Source organism: Citrobacter telavivensis (assembly GCA_009363175.1).
GTDB lineage: Bacteria > Pseudomonadota > Gammaproteobacteria > Enterobacterales > Enterobacteriaceae > Citrobacter_A > Citrobacter_A telavivensis.
In genome coordinates this window covers 2,003,614-2,017,813 of sequence record CP045205.1, presented here as the reverse complement: position 1 = coordinate 2,017,813, position 14,200 = coordinate 2,003,614, and the positions used below count along the sequence as shown (strand labels likewise).

Annotated in this window: 16 protein-coding genes and 1 pseudogene; 3 read left to right on the top strand and 14 right to left on the bottom strand. The window is 55.5% G+C overall.

The window, feature by feature from the left end; translation table 11 throughout:
• Positions 1–163: 163 nt before the first annotated feature.
• The 8 genes from cysA to GBC03_11805 form a co-directional block, all read right to left on the bottom strand.
• Positions 164–1,267, bottom strand: a complete 1,104-nt coding sequence (gene cysA, locus GBC03_11840) for a sulfate/thiosulfate ABC transporter ATP-binding protein CysA (protein ID QFS70851.1) — start codon at positions 1,265–1,267, stop codon at positions 164–166.
• Positions 1,257–2,132: a sulfate/thiosulfate ABC transporter permease CysW gene (gene cysW, locus GBC03_11835; GenBank protein QFS70850.1), complete on the bottom strand. Its 876-nt coding sequence runs from the start codon at positions 2,130–2,132 to the stop codon at positions 1,257–1,259. Before cysW ends, cysA begins: the two co-directional genes overlap by 11 nt.
• Positions 2,132–2,965 carry a sulfate/thiosulfate ABC transporter permease CysT gene (cysT, locus tag GBC03_11830; protein QFS70849.1) on the bottom strand — a complete coding sequence of 278 codons (834 nt, stop codon included), beginning with the start codon at positions 2,963–2,965 and terminating at the stop codon, positions 2,132–2,134. The genes cysW and cysT overlap by 1 nt, the downstream gene beginning before the upstream one ends.
• Positions 2,965–3,981: a sulfate ABC transporter substrate-binding protein gene (locus tag GBC03_11825; protein QFS70848.1), complete on the bottom strand. Its 1,017-nt coding sequence runs from the start codon at positions 3,979–3,981 to the stop codon at positions 2,965–2,967. The genes cysT and GBC03_11825 overlap by 1 nt, the downstream gene beginning before the upstream one ends.
• Before the next feature lie 155 nt (positions 3,982–4,136).
• Entirely contained in the window at positions 4,137–4,928 is a 792-nt protein-coding gene (ucpA, locus tag GBC03_11820) for an SDR family oxidoreductase UcpA (GenBank protein ID QFS70847.1), read from the bottom strand.
• A 305-nt stretch (positions 4,929–5,233) separates the two neighbouring features.
• On the bottom strand, positions 5,234–6,133 hold the full coding sequence (gene yfeX / locus GBC03_11815) for a porphyrinogen peroxidase (GenBank protein ID QFS73981.1): 900 nt from the start codon (positions 6,131–6,133) through the stop codon (positions 5,234–5,236).
• Positions 6,134–6,228: 95 nt separating this feature from the next.
• On the bottom strand, positions 6,229–6,804 hold the full coding sequence (locus GBC03_11810; GenBank protein QFS70846.1) for an RpoE-regulated lipoprotein: 576 nt from the start codon (positions 6,802–6,804) through the stop codon (positions 6,229–6,231).
• 60 nt (positions 6,805–6,864) lie between these two features.
• Complete coding sequence (locus GBC03_11805; protein ID QFS70845.1) at positions 6,865–7,302, bottom strand: DUF2919 family protein; 438 nt, start codon at positions 7,300–7,302, stop codon at positions 6,865–6,867.
• A gap of 133 nt (positions 7,303–7,435) precedes the next feature.
• Here GBC03_11805 and GBC03_11800 point away from each other — a divergent pair, with 133 nt between their 5' ends.
• A complete protein-coding gene (locus GBC03_11800; protein ID QFS70844.1) occupies positions 7,436–8,434 on the top strand; it encodes a prolyl oligopeptidase family serine peptidase in 999 nt (332 codons plus the stop codon).
• A gap of 35 nt (positions 8,435–8,469) precedes the next feature.
• Here GBC03_11800 and GBC03_11795 read toward each other — a convergent pair whose 3' ends face one another.
• Together GBC03_11795 and GBC03_11790 are read right to left on the bottom strand one after the other, a co-directional pair.
• Entirely contained in the window at positions 8,470–8,895 is a 426-nt protein-coding gene (locus GBC03_11795; protein QFS70843.1) for a GNAT family acetyltransferase, read from the bottom strand.
• A 23-nt stretch (positions 8,896–8,918) separates the two neighbouring features.
• Positions 8,919–9,029: pseudogene (locus GBC03_11790) on the bottom strand (acetyltransferase GCN5).
• Between the two features lie 77 nt (positions 9,030–9,106).
• On the opposite strand from GBC03_11790, the gene amiA reads away from it, so the two are divergent.
• Both amiA and hemF read left to right on the top strand, forming a co-directional pair.
• On the top strand, positions 9,107–9,973 hold the full coding sequence (gene amiA, locus GBC03_11785; GenBank protein ID QFS70842.1) for an N-acetylmuramoyl-L-alanine amidase AmiA: 867 nt from the start codon (positions 9,107–9,109) through the stop codon (positions 9,971–9,973).
• Between the two features lie 2 nt (positions 9,974–9,975).
• Positions 9,976–10,875 carry an oxygen-dependent coproporphyrinogen oxidase gene (gene hemF / locus GBC03_11780; protein ID QFS70841.1) on the top strand — a complete coding sequence of 300 codons (900 nt, stop codon included), beginning with the start codon at positions 9,976–9,978 and terminating at the stop codon, positions 10,873–10,875.
• A gap of 131 nt (positions 10,876–11,006) precedes the next feature.
• On the opposite strand, the gene eutR is transcribed toward hemF, so the two are convergent.
• From eutR to eutC, 4 genes are read right to left on the bottom strand one after another with little or no spacing between them, the layout of a single operon-like run.
• Entirely contained in the window at positions 11,007–12,059 is a 1,053-nt protein-coding gene (eutR, locus tag GBC03_11775) for an HTH-type transcriptional regulator EutR (protein QFS70840.1), read from the bottom strand.
• Between the two features lie 47 nt (positions 12,060–12,106).
• The gene (gene eutK, locus GBC03_11770) at positions 12,107–12,613 is read right to left on the bottom strand and encodes an ethanolamine utilization microcompartment protein EutK (GenBank protein ID QFS70839.1); all 507 of its coding nucleotides are present in this window, start codon (positions 12,611–12,613) and stop codon (positions 12,107–12,109) included.
• A gap of 12 nt (positions 12,614–12,625) precedes the next feature.
• On the bottom strand, positions 12,626–13,285 hold the full coding sequence (eutL, locus tag GBC03_11765) for an ethanolamine utilization microcompartment protein EutL (GenBank protein QFS70838.1): 660 nt from the start codon (positions 13,283–13,285) through the stop codon (positions 12,626–12,628).
• Between the two features lie 9 nt (positions 13,286–13,294).
• Positions 13,295–14,191, bottom strand: coding sequence for an ethanolamine ammonia-lyase subunit EutC (eutC, locus tag GBC03_11760; GenBank protein ID QFS70837.1), 897 nt, complete (start codon positions 14,189–14,191; stop codon positions 13,295–13,297).
• Between the last annotated feature and the right edge of the window lie 9 nt (positions 14,192–14,200).

The window sequence follows — 14,200 nt, the reverse complement described above, 5'->3', positions numbered from 1 at the left end:
TATTAGACAGTAATAGCGATGCCAAGTCATTACGCAAAAATGGCACTGATGCGTAACTCTCTGTGACATTATCGTCAGTTTTCTTAATAATTCGTGAGGGAGAAGAGGCTATAAAATAAAAAAGGCCCACCGGGTGAGCCTTTAAAAGAGAAGATCGAAATGATTAAGCTGATTGTTCAAACAGTTCACGTTCAAACTGCACAATACCTTCAATACGCTGCTCACCGTTATACAACCGCGCGTTTTGCAGGCCGACAAACAGACGTTCGCCGCGCACCGGGGCATCATCCCCCTGCATGACCACCGTTAGCGGTTCGTGATACCACCCGAGCGGCTGCACGATTAACTGGGTGTAGTGCCCCTTCGGGCTGGCTTCGATAACCTGTACCGGCAACGGCGAATCCAGACTGGTACGGCGGCTAATGTCGACTTCCCACGGACGCAGGAACAGATCCACCGGCCCCTGATACGCAGGCGTATAGCCCAACGGCCAGCGGTGCGCGCCAACATGGAACTGTCCGCCGCGAATCGTGCCCTGCAGACGATTAACTTCGCCCATAAATTCCAGCACAAAGCGGGTCGCCGGTTCACGCCAGACCTGATCCGGCGCATCGGCCTGTTCAATATTGCCCTGGCTCATCACCACCACGCGGTCTGCCACTTCGGTGGCCTCCTCCTGGTCGTGTGTCACAAAAACGCTGGTGAATTTCAGCTCTTCATGCAGTTGACGCAACCAGCGACGCAGCTCTTTACGCACCTGCGCATCAAGGGCGCCGAACGGTTCATCCAGCAGCAGAATTTGTGGTTCAACGGCTAAGGCACGGGCCAGAGCGACACGCTGTTTTTGCCCCCCTGAAAGCTGTGCCGGGAAGCGATCCGCCAGGTGTGCCAGTTGCACCATCTCCAGCAGTTTCATCACTTTCGCTTTGATCGCTGCCGCATTGGGGCGTTCACGACGCGGCAGGACGTTCAGGCCAAAGGCGATATTGTCGAATACGGTCATATGGCGGAACAGCGCATAGTGCTGGAACACAAAACCGACTTTACGTTCGCGGGCATGCAGGCGGCTGACGTCGGTACCGTGAAAGCGAATATGGCCGCTGGACTGATGCTCCAGCCCGGCAATAATACGCAGCAACGTGGTTTTACCGGAACCGGACGGCCCCAGCAAGGCAACCATCTGACCTGAAGGAATATCCAGTGAGATATCGTTCAGCACCTGGGTGCGACCAAAAGACTTCTTAATATTGGCAATCTCAATGCTCATGATTTTCCTCCTGTTGCGCGCGTTTTTCCTGATTTTCCAGGCGCCATTGCAACATGCTCTTCAAAAACAGGGTAACAATCGCCATCAGCGTTAGCAGCGCGGCGGCGGTAAAAGAGCCGACGGTGTTGTAGTCCTGCTCCAGTAATTCAATCTGTAACGGCAGCGACAGGGTTTCGCCGCGAATCGAGCCGGACACTACCGACACCGCGCCAAACTCGCCAATCGCACGGGCGTTGGTCAGCACCACGCCATACAGCAGCGCCCAGCGGATGTTCGGTAACGTCACGCGACGGAACATCTGCCAGCCGGATGCGCCCAGTAAAATCGCCGCTTCATCCTCCTGGCTGCCCTGGCTGAGCATCACCGGCACCAGCTCACGTACCACAAATGGACAGGTGACGAAGATAGTGACCAGCACCATCCCCGGCCAGGAGAACATTATTTGCAGGTTATGCTCGTCCAGCCAGCCGCCCAGCGGACCATTGGAGCCGTAGAACAGCAGATATACCAGCCCCGCTACCACCGGCGAGACGGCGAAGGGAATATCCAGCAGCGTCAGCAATAACTGGCGTCCTGGAAAGTTAAAACGGGTCACCAGCCAGGCCAGCAGAATGCCAAACACCAGGTTCACCGGCACCGCAATCAGGGCGATCATCACCGTCAGCCAGATGGCATGTAGCATATCCGGATCGGCCAGATTCTGTAGCACGGGCAGCAACCCTTTGCTGAACGCCTGGACGAAGATGTAGATCATCGGCACCAGCAGGATGAATGCCGACACCAGCATGCCAGTGCCAATCAGAAACCATTTTCCCCAGTTAATGCGGGGGGCGTCATAACGCTTCAATTGAGTAACTTCCGCCATTAGTGACCTACCACACGTCGGCCAAAGCGACTTTGCAGGGTGTTAATCGAAAACAGCAGCAGCAACGATGCTGCGAGGATCACTGAAGCAATGGCGCTGGCGGCAGGATAATCAAACTCCTGCAAACGGACAAAAATCATCAGCGAGGTGACTTCCGTTTTCCAGGCGATGTTGCCGGCGATAAAAATCACCGCGCCGAACTCGCCGAGGCTGCGGGTAAACGACAGCGCGATACCCGCCACCAGCGCCGGAGACAGTTCCGGCAGTATCACTTTGCGAAAGCTTTGCAGCCGCGTGGCCCCCAGCGTTTCCGCCGCTTCTTCGTATTCCGGGCCTAACTCTTCCAGCACCGGTTGCACGGTACGCACCACGAACGGAATACTGGTGAACGCCATCGCCACCGCGATGCCGAGCCAGGTGTACGTCACCTTGATATCAAACTTCGCCAGCCATTCGCCGTAGAAACCGTTAACGGAAAACAACGAGGCCAGCGTCAGACCTGCGACTGCCGTTGGCAGGGCAAACGGTAGATCCATCAGCGCATCCAGCAGCGTCCGCCCCGGGAAACGATAACGGGTTAAGATCCACGCCATCAGCAGGCCAAACACGCCGTTAAAAATCGACGCCACAAACGCCGACAGCAGCGTCACCTTATAGGCGGCGACCACCTGCGGATTGGTGATCACCTCCCAGTATTGCGCCCAGCTCATCTGCGCCAGTTGCATCACCAGCGCACTGAGCGGCAGCAGCAAAATCAGGCAAACAAACAGCAGACTGGTGCCCAGACTTAAGGTAAAGCCGGGCAGCACGCGTCGGGAGGAGACTGCAAACATTACTTACGCCCCGCCGCCAACAGTTTGTCCAGTTCACCACCGCTGGTGAAATGGGTTTTCATCACCTCAGGCCAGGAGCCAAATTTATCTTCCACGCGGAACAGTTCAGTCTGCGGGAATTTGTCTTTCAGCTTGTCCATCACTTCCGGGTTGTTCACGCGATAGTAGTAGTCCGTGATGATGGTTTGCGCCTGCGGGCTGTATAGCCAGTTCAGGTAGGCTTTCGCCGCTTTCTCGGTGCCGTTAGCCTGGACGTTTTTATCCACCCAGGCGACCGGGAACTCGGCCAGAATATTGGTTTTCGGGATAACGACTTCAAAACCCTGCGCTTCATACTGTTTGCGAATGTTGTTCACTTCAGACTCGAAGCTTATCAGTACATCGCCCAGTCCGCGTTCGGCAAACGTGGTGGTGGCGCCGCGACCGCCGGTATCAAACACTTCGACGTTTTTCAGGAACTGCGTCATGAACTGTTCGGTTTTGGCTTTATCGCCGCCGTCCGCTTTATCAGCTGCACCCCATGCTGCCAGATATGTGTAACGCGCGTTACCAGACGTTTTCGGATTCGGGAAGATCAGTTTCACGTCAGTGCGGACAAGGTCGTTCCAGTCATGGATGTTCTTCGGGTTGCCTTTACGTACCAGGAATCCCATCGTGGAGTAGAACGGTGAACTGTTGTTCGGCAGACGACTTTGCCAGTCGGCCGGGATCAGCTTGCCTTTGTCATGCAGGATCTGCACGTCAGTCACCTGGTTGTAGGTCACGACGTCGGCTTTCAGCCCCTGCAAAATCGCCAGCGCCTGCTTTGAGGAGCCCGCGTGCGACTGCTTAATGGTCAGCTTATCGCCACCGTTATCTTTCGCCCACTGCTGTTCAAACGGCGGGTTGAGGGCGGCAAACAGTTCTCGGGAGACGTCATACGAGCTGTTCAATAGCTCCGTCGCCTGCGCCTGACCGACCAGTAACAGCGACGCCATCAGCGTCAGATATCTTTTTTTCAGTAAGTTAACGGCCATTGCGCACCCTTATAAATTTGATGACTTTCTAATAGCCATAATATTTATAACGAGTGTGAAAGGAGTAACGGTTTTATATACCGTTTGCTGATTTGAAAGTTGAAAAGGGAATAAGAGAAAACCCCTCCTGAGTGTCAGAAGGGGCTATGCGGTCGTCAGACCCCGATGCTGACGGTCTCCGGCAGCGTACTGCCGCCATCAATCACGTTTTGCGTGCCCGTGAGATAGCTGGATTCATCGGACGCGAGAAAGGCCGCCAGTTCACCCACTTCCAGCGGACAGGCCAGTCGGCGTAGCGGAATAGCCTTCGCCATTTCGCTCAGTACCGATTCCGGATCGGCGGGATTTGACTGCTGCGCAATGCTTTCCGCCATCGGAGTACGCACGTAGCCCGGGCAAATCGCATTCACGCGAATCCCCGCCTGGGCATACTCAACCGCCAACGATTTGGTCAGTCCCACGATTGCCGCTTTCGATAACGCATAGGCGGTTTCCCCCGGATCGGCCACCATATCACCGGTAACCGATGACATCATCACGATGCGCCCGTCCTTACGCTTGATCATCTCCGGCAGAACGGCTTTGGTCACGTTCCAGACGCCTTTGATGTTCACATCAATGTGGAAGTCGCGGTCTTCGTCACTCATGTCGAGGAAGCTTCCCAGACGGCAAACGCCCGCATTGTTGACCAGAATGTCGATGCGGCCTTCCACCGCTTTCGCTTTCTTCAGCGCCGCTGCTACAGACGCGGGATTGGTCACATCCGCAATCACTGCGGTACAGCGATGCCCGCGGCCACCCAGTTCATCGGCCAGCTTTTCAATCTCATCGGAGATATCCAGCAAGATTAAGTTCGCGCCATGACGTGCAAATACTTTGGCGATGCCTTCGCCAATGCCCTGTGATGCGCCCGTAATCAATGCTGTTTTGCCCGTGAGTTTACCCATTTCAATGCTCTCCTTGTGAAAATGGAGTCTCACACTCCATTAACACTGAAAATACAGTAAAAACAGATAAGTGCTGAGTAACAGCTCACTAATTAAGGTAAATCTTAGGTAAAAATAATCCCCGCCAAGGCGGGGATTGGTATTTTTCACTGTTGTGCCGGATAAGGCGAAGCCATCATCCGGCACAACAACGCATTCGCGCCTGATGGCGCTACGCTTATCAGGCCTACGCGGCGCGCCAGGAACAGACGTTGTACTTGTAGTATTTGTAGGCCGGATAAGGCAAAGCCGCCATCCGGCAAACATTACAGCGCCAGCAAACGATCCAGCGACGGCGCAAAGTAATATCCGCCGGTCACCGGCTTGGTGAAGCGCAGCATGGCGTCACGCTTGCCGTCGGTGTCGCCAAACATGCTCAGCAATTGTTGTTCGATATTGTGCAAACGCGCACAGTAAGCACAGAAATAGAGACCGTGAGTGCCGCTGGCCGTCCCGTATGGCAAGCTCTGGCGAACAATTTTCAACCCTTTACCGTCTTCTTTCAGATCCACACGGCTCAGGTGCGATGTGGCCGGACGGGAGTCGCCATCGATCTCTTCGTTGGCTTCTTTGGTACGCCCGATCATCATCTCCTGATCGTGAATGCTCATACGATTGAGCTGCTTCAGATTGTGTTCCCAGCGCTGAACAAAAACGTAGCTGCCGCCAGCATCCACACCGTCTTTGATAACCGCCACGTCGCGGCGCGTTTCTTCACCTGCCGGGTTTTCTGTGCCGTCGACAAAGCCGCTGAGGTCACGCTCTTCCACCCAGCGGAAACCATGGATCTCTTCTTGTACCTCAATGCAGTCGCCAAAGGCTTCCATGGCCGCCTGGGCGACAGAGAAGTTGACATCGTGACGAAGAGAAAGAATGTGGATCAACACGTCGTACTGCGTGGCCGGAGCCAGACCTTTACCATAAGGGATGAAGTCTTTCAGCTCTTCAGCCCCGACCCCGCCGCTCAGGGCGCGCCAGGTTTTGTTGCCGAACGCCACAACCGCGCCCAGATGAGCGTCAGGGAATTTCGCTTCGAAGGTCGCCAGTTTATCGGCGAACGCTTTGCTGGCCCCACGCAGGGCGTCAACGTCGCCTTTCACATTCGCTTCAATCCAAATCGCCGCACGGCAATGTTCTGGCAAAATGCCACTCTGAACCTGAGACATCATTCCTCCTGAAAAATGAGAATGCCACGCAATCGTGGCATTGATGGGCGTTATTTTACCCTCTTTTTACGCTCGAGGGTTTGTTCAGACGCAAATTAACGACGCCAGATAATTTTGCTCACTTTCCACACTTTCAGCGTATCGTCCGGCGGCATTAATCCTTCCGGTCCCTTCCATTCACCGGTAAAGAGATAGCTAATATGTTGGCTGCCTTCGGCTTTGCATTCCACGGTACCAGGATCGTCACCGGCGGCAGGCTGACAATGGCCAAACGCTTTGCTGTAGAGGTCGCTAAACGGTGCGCCAACCTCAACACCGGCCTCGGAAGGAATTTCGCTATCCAGGACATCAATGCGGCTGATGTGACCCTGCTCGCCGTGGATGACCATCGCCACCTTGTCACCGTTTATGGCTTCGAAAAAGCGCACCACATTGCCGTTCTCGGTTTTCATGCCGCTACGCAGGCGATAGTCGCCGTCCAGCGCATCGGCAATAGCCTGCTCATCCAGCGGCGTCGACGCCGTGAGTGCACCAACGCCCTGCTCGGTCACTTCTGTCGATGAACCAAACCAGTTCCACGGATTAGCGGCAGACCAGTTTACCGACGACAGCGTCGAACAGCCGGTCAGCGCCAGCGGCATGGCACATAACAAGATACGCAGCGATTTCATCTCACTTCCTTTCATTAATATTCAACGTTACCTGGAGTCCGGCTTCAGCAAAAAGTTCCGTTATTCTTTTTCCAGAGCAAAACAGGCGCGCAGCCGTCGGTTGGTCAATAGCCACAAAAGCGCCACGATATCCGCCACCACCAGCGCCAGACCTACGCCATTGACAGGGGAGCCATTTAACCACAGCACGGGCTGCCAGCAGAGTAGCGCCACCTGAGCCGCGATCAGCAGCGGTCGCAACGCATGCCACAGACGCACAAAGGAGTAACGTCGCCCGCTCAGCAAAAACGCCAGCACCGCCGGAATGCCGGGCAGCAGTCCCAGCCAAAAGTTGTCGTGATCGGGATAAAACAGATTTAGCAGCGTGGTGCCCTGCTCGCGAGAGGAACCCGCGATCACAAACAGCACCCAGGTTCGCGCCTGGAGCAGCAGCACAAACCAGAATAAAAAGGGTAACTTCAGTACCCCATTACGATCATAATCTGAAGGAAAATACATTCGTATCCCTGGCAATAAAATAGCGTTATGCATCTTAACTAATTCGGATGCTCTTTGTCCGGTTACAGTCTGTCTTTCTCTGACAGAGTTAATCTATATTATCCTGATATTTTTCTATGACAGGGAGTTGTACATGCTTTTTTTCCGCTATGGTCTGCTTACAGGAATATTATTTTCAACCATTTCCTGTAACCAGGCCGATGACGTTATTGAGATCCCGGATACCGGCCATCAGATCACCGTCAGTCGCCAGTCACTTCGCGATGCACGCAGCAATTTTACTACCCATATTATACAAAGCAGTTTTACGGATTCAGGCGACCTGCTGACAGCCCCGGCAGACGCTTATGTGCTGACACACTACCCGACAAAATCGGGAAACATGTCGGCTTATGTCACGCCCGATCCGAAAGATGGAAAGCAGCACCCGGCGGTTATCTGGGTACACGGCGGCTATGGCGGACTGAGCGACAGTGATTATTTCTGGGAACCGCAGGAAAGAAATAACGACCAGAGCGGCAGCGCATTTCGCAAAGCTGGGCTAGTTGAGATGGTGCCCAGCTTTCGCGGCGAAGACCATAATCCCGGCAGTTATGAGATGTTCTACGGTGAGCTTGATGATATCGAAGCAGCTTATGATTGGTTAGCAAAGCAGTCATGGGTCGATCCGGAGCGCATCTATCTGGCGGGACACAGTACTGGCGGCACCCGCGTTTTACTCTCCAGCGAATATGGTAACAAATTTCGCGCCTACTTCAGCCTTGGTGCAATCCCTGATTTGAAGGCCCGGGTAGAAGGAGGAAAAATGATGGTGCCCGTGCCGTTTGAACAAACGGATCAAGAATACCGTTTACGTTCGCCAGCAACGTTTATTACCTCGATTAAGAAGCCCACATGGTATTTTGAAGGAGAGGAGAGCTACTGGTCTGCGTTCGATAACATTGCGAAGCTAGCCAGGAAAGACAACATACCCATCGAAATCCACAAAATACCTCAAGCCGATCATTTTAATATCATCGCGCCAGTGACTGAAATGATCGCCCAGAAAATCCTCCAGGATACAGGCAAGGATTGTAATATCTCTTTCAGTGAAGATGATATCGCGCAAATCGCCAGCCGCGTTGCACGTTAATCAATTATCCCCTGTCCCGATACGCGGCAGGGGAATCAGTATTCTTCATCTTCGATCAAGCGTTTTCCCAGACACAGCACGTCGGAATGCTCATAGCCGAGTCGCTCATACATCCCCAGCACGACATCGTTATCTTCACGCACCATGATCTGAATCTTCGGGCAACCGCGCGCAATGAGTTTCTTCTCGAGTCGGTTAAGCAGCGCATTGGCGATGCCGCGACCGCGAAATTCCGGATGCACGCCGAGATAATAGGCCGACCCGCGATGGCCGTCGTAACCGCCCATCACCGTCCCCACGACTTCCCCGTTCACTTCCGCGACGAGAAACAGGCTGACGTCATGATTCACCTTCCGCTCGATATCCATTTCCGGGTCATTCCACGGCCGCAGCAAATCGCAGCGCTCCCAGAGGGTGATCACCTCTTCGAAATCTTCCTGGCGAAAAACGCGTATCTCCATGGTATTGAGACCCTTTTAGCCTTAAAAATAATGATTATGGCGTGAACAACTGATTTAGCCAATATCTGACGCGAAACGGCGGAAAAAATGGCATAATAGCGAATTGTCACGTATTGAAATGAAAAGTAAAACAATTCTCAACATCAAGCGTCGTAACGGATTACGCGATACGATATAACATCAGGATTATTTTTTTTACAACTCAGGCCGTATGAGCACTTTTAAACCGCTAAAAACTCTCACATCGCGCCGCCAGGTGCTGAAAGCCGGACTGGCGGCGCTGACATTAACAGGGATGTCGAACGCCACAGCCAAAGAAGCCCCACTGAAAACCAGCAATGGTCACAGTCAGCCCACGAAAAAATCGGGCGGCAAGCGCATTGTCGTGCTGGACCCCGGACACGGCGGTATCGACACCGGCGCTATTGGCCGCAACGGCTCCAAAGAAAAGCACGTCGTGCTGGCGATTGCGAAAAATGTGCGTTCTATTTTACGCAGTCAGGGGATCGATTGCCGCCTGACGCGTTCGGGCGACACCTTTATCCCCCTGTACGATCGCGTTGAAATCGCCCATAAGCACGGCGCGGATCTATTTATGTCGATCCACGCCGACGGCTTTACCAATCCCAGCGCGGCGGGCGCGTCGGTGTTTGCCCTCTCTAATCGCGGAGCCAGTAGCGCCATGGCGAAATACCTTTCCGATCGCGAAAACCGCGCCGACGAAGCAGCAGGCAAGAAAGCGACCGACAAAGATCACCTGTTGCAACAGGTGTTATTTGACCTGGTGCAGACGGATACCATCAAAAACAGCCTGACGCTGGGTTCGCATATTCTCAGGAAGATCAAACCCGTACATAAATTGCACAGTCGCAATACGGAACAGGCGGCGTTTGTGGTGCTAAAATCACCGTCAATCCCCTCGGTATTGGTGGAAACGTCGTTCATCACCAACCCGGAAGAAGAGCGACTGCTGGGCACCACGGCGTTTCGCCAGAAGATTGCCACCGCCATCGCCAACGGCGTGATCAGCTATTTCCACTGGTTTGATAATCAGAAAGCACACTCGAAGAAACGTTAATCATGAAACCCGATGCTCTACGCGTAAAACAGTTCCTGCTGAACCTGCAGGATGCCATTTGCCAGCAACTCACCGCCATTGACGGCGCAGAGTTTATTGAGGATAGCTGGCAGCGTGACGCGGGCGGCGGCGGACGCAGTCGGGTGCTGCGTAACGGCGGTATCTTCGAACAGGCGGGGGTCAATTTTTCGCACGTACACGGTGACGCTATGCCAGCGTCAGCCACCGCGCATCGCCCGGAACTGGCGGGACGCCGTTTTGAAGCGATGGGCGTCTCGCTGGTCGTGCATCCCCTCAACCCTTATATTCCTACCAGCCATGCCAACGTCCGTTTTTTTATTGCCGAAAAGCCGGGTGCCGATCCGGTCTGGTGGTTTGGTGGCGGCTTCGACTTAACGCCCTACTACGGCTTTGAAGAAGATGCCGTTCACTGGCATCGCACCGCGCGCGATGTGTGCCAGCCGTTTGGCGACGATGTCTATCCGCGTTACAAAAAGTGGTGCGACGACTATTTCTTCCTCAAACATCGCAACGAGCAGCGCGGCATCGGCGGGCTCTTTTTCGACGATCTGAACACGCCAGATTTTGACCGCTGTTTTGCCTTCATGCAGGCCGTTGGTCAAGGTTATACCGAGGCGTATCTGCCGATCGTTGAGCGCCGCCAGGCGATGAGCTGGGGTGAACGTGAGCGTAACTTCCAGCTCTATCGTCGTGGTCGTTACGTGGAGTTTAATCTGGTATGGGATCGCGGCACCCTGTTCGGGCTACAAACCGGCGGGCGCACCGAATCCATTCTGATGTCAATGCCGCCGCTGGTGCGCTGGGAATATGACTGGCAGCCGGACGCCGACAGCCCGGAGGCTGCCCTGCACGATTTTATTCAGGTACGCGAGTGGGTGTGATTGCCGGATGGCGGCTTCGCCTTATCCGGCCTACGGGGCCCGGCTTTACAGGCCGGATAAGCGAAGCGCCATCAGGCACTACGGGGTCCGGCTTTGTAGGCCTGATAAGCGAAGCGCCATCAGGCACGCCACTACATCCACTGGCGCATTCGCTGGTGCAACGTCAGCGACGGCTTCTCGGCGAACAGTTGCTGGTAGTCGGTGGCGAACTGCCCTAAATGCCAGAACCCCCACTGCATTGCCGCATCCTTGACCGTGGTACTCTGCGACCACGGGCTGATTAATTCTCGCCGCACCGCATTCAGGCGGATCCGCTTCAGCCACGCATTCGGCCCAATGCCTAAAATGGCGTGAAATGCATTCTGCAACGTACGACGGCTGACGTGGAGCTGGTTGCAGAGGTCGAGTACCGTCAACGGCTCCGACATATTTTCCAGCACATACTCCCGCGCCCGGGAGAGCAGTTTGCGGTAGCCCTGATGGCTGATACTTTCCGCCGAGTTGATGGGATGCGCGTCCTCCAGCATCATCCCCATCGCCAACAGCAGATTATCCCCCAGCACCTTACGCACTGCGGGTTGATGAAGATTCTCCGGGTTCTCGCTAAAGGTCGCCAGCGCCTGCTGGACGAAGCCCCACAGCGCCGCCTTGTGCTGCTCTTTGACCTCCAGCGCCGACTGGTTGCGCAGCATATGCAGCACCCTTTCCGGATTATGTAAAAACTGTGCCTGACGGGAAATCACATCTTCTGAGATAACTACCCCGAGGATCGTGTAATCATCCGGCGTGCTCAGCTCGAACTCCGTACCGCCCGGGCGGGTAGCAATCTCGGCGCTGCCAAGACACTGCGCGCCAATAAATCCCTGCTCCCCTCGCGTGGCCGGAATGCCAAACCAGAACGAGTTCGGCCATACCAGGCAAGACTGACGCAGCGCCAGCCCGGTGTATTCGCGAAAAACCTGAATGTCATCGAGCAGGATTTCCGTGAATTCGCCATGAAATTTCCCCGGATGCAGCTGATCGTAAATCTGCTGCCAGGCGGTGATCGTCAGGGCGTGCTCATAAACATCCGTGGTCCGCCGCTGGTGAACGTTATCCACTTCAACCTTTGGCGTGAGTTTAACGTCTTCGGGTAACGCTTCATGATAAAGATGGTGCAAACTGGCTGAACGGGTCTTTTTCATGATCTTTTATGCCGGACGCCTGGTAAGACGCCCGGCCCTCCGACAGGTTAATTTTTTAAGCGATAGCGACTACTGCGTTTACGCAACGCCCCGTCAGTAAAGAGCTGTTCCAGCGCGTTTCTGGCCTCTTCAAGCGGCCAGCCAAAGTGCGCGGCGACTTCTCCTGCCGTCATGCCCTGACGCACTGTGGCGAGCTGTGCCAACAGCGCGTCGGCGTACTCAGACCGTGCAGGCGCTTCAGGCTTCGGCGCTTTCTTCTGCTCAGGGGGTTTCGACGCACGCTTAAATCCGCCGATCAGCCACTGGGTGTCGTCTTCTGGCCGACCAATTTCTTTGCGGCTGATGACGCGACCTGTCCGCTGCGCCGCGGCGCTTCCGGCATCCAGCGCCGCGCGGCACGCCGCCAGATCGCCTTCCACCACCAGCGTCACCTTGCCCGGGTCAAGCACTTCATGGCTCAGCAGGTTGACGTTGGCGGCTTTCAGCATGGCATCCGCCGCGTCAACGGCGGCAACCATGCCCTCCACTTCCAGTAACCCCAGTGCATTGATCATCGATGACCTCCGTTACGCGCGCTGAACAGGGTTACGGGCGATATCCAGAACCGCATCGGCAAAGGCATTGCAGGCGGCTTTACAGGCAGCCTGGCTGCCGGTCAAAAATGCCGCCGAGTAGTTGGTTTCCGACGGTGGCGGCACGTAGGTCACCAGTTGTACATCGGCAGATTTCATCGCCGCATCAATGCCATACGTCGCTTCCAGCGGCGGTGCCACCAGATAAGCCAGCGGATCGCCCAGCGCAATGCCTGCCGTTGACGAGAGATAAGAACCGGTGCGCGAGACCACGTGCGCCAGAAACGCCGTGTTTTCTGCATCATTCGCCCACTGGAACGCCGCGCCGCCTTCAATATGGGCGACCATCGCATCCAGACCGGCGCGCACTTCCGCCGGGTTCGGTCCCCCCAACATGATCAATACTTCACCAGCCGTCGGTGACGGCCCGTGAGCCGCCCCGGCGTACAGCGAACGGCCATACACCACTTCGACCATCGCCTGTTTCGTCGCTTCGTCTGCGGCAATATACGTGACGTCATCAGAATCTGCCGTGATGAGACCGAGGCTACGTATATGCGGCGGTAATTTAAGTTCGCGCGCAAACCCGTCGTTCACGGAAGCAATCACGCGCATCGCGCTGACCGAGGGTCGAATCAAATCTAATGCTGGCATGATGCCTCCTTAACGGGTCATGTTGATGCCGGACGCTTTCTGCTCCAGCATACGTTTGGCCAAATCCACGATCACGGCGGCCGCTTCTACCGGCGGCGTGCCGCCCTGGTGGATGTTGGAAATACAGGTACGGTCGGCCTCAACGGTGGTCGCCACTTTCGGTGAATAGACCGCATAGCAGGAGAGACTTTCTGATTGCCCCAGCCCCGGACGTTCACCGACCAGCAGAATCACCACCTTCGCGCCGAGGATTTCGCCGATCTGGTCTTCAATCTTCACGCGGCCATAGCGAACAAAGAACGGTGTCCCGACCTTGAGCCCGGCCTGCTTCAGACCGGACAGCAGCGGTGGCAGGATCTCTTCATAGTTCGCGGTGATCGCATCGGTAGACAGACCGTCAGACACCACGACCTGGACATCCGGGTTCGCGACGCACTGCGATTTCAGCGCGTCAATGGCTTCCTGGCTCAGTCGGCGACCCATATCCGGGCGCGTCAGGTAGAGATTTTTATCGCTGATTTCCGAACGCACTTCCAGCAGTCCCTGGGCTTTCACCCACTCTTCCGGCACCTCTTTCAGTACGGTGTCTTTCGAGCGCGAGTGGTCGGCAAGAAAGCGCAGCAGCGCCTGAGTGCGCGGACGCGGACCGGCACGGCCGGTGCAGACGCGCGCCGCAGTACTGCGCCGCAGTTCAGTCAGCACTTCGGCACGGTGCGGATTCTCCACGCCAATCCACGCTTTCGCTTCTGCGGAGCCCAGATCCAGCGCACAGCTTTCTGCGCTGGACGGTGCCGCGCACTGTGACTGGCTGCAGGACTGCGGCGACGGGGCGGCGGTCTGCGGCTCGGTCTGTCCCATTGACGCCATCACGCTGCGTACAATTTCTTCAATCTGTTTTTGATCCATTGTTTGTCA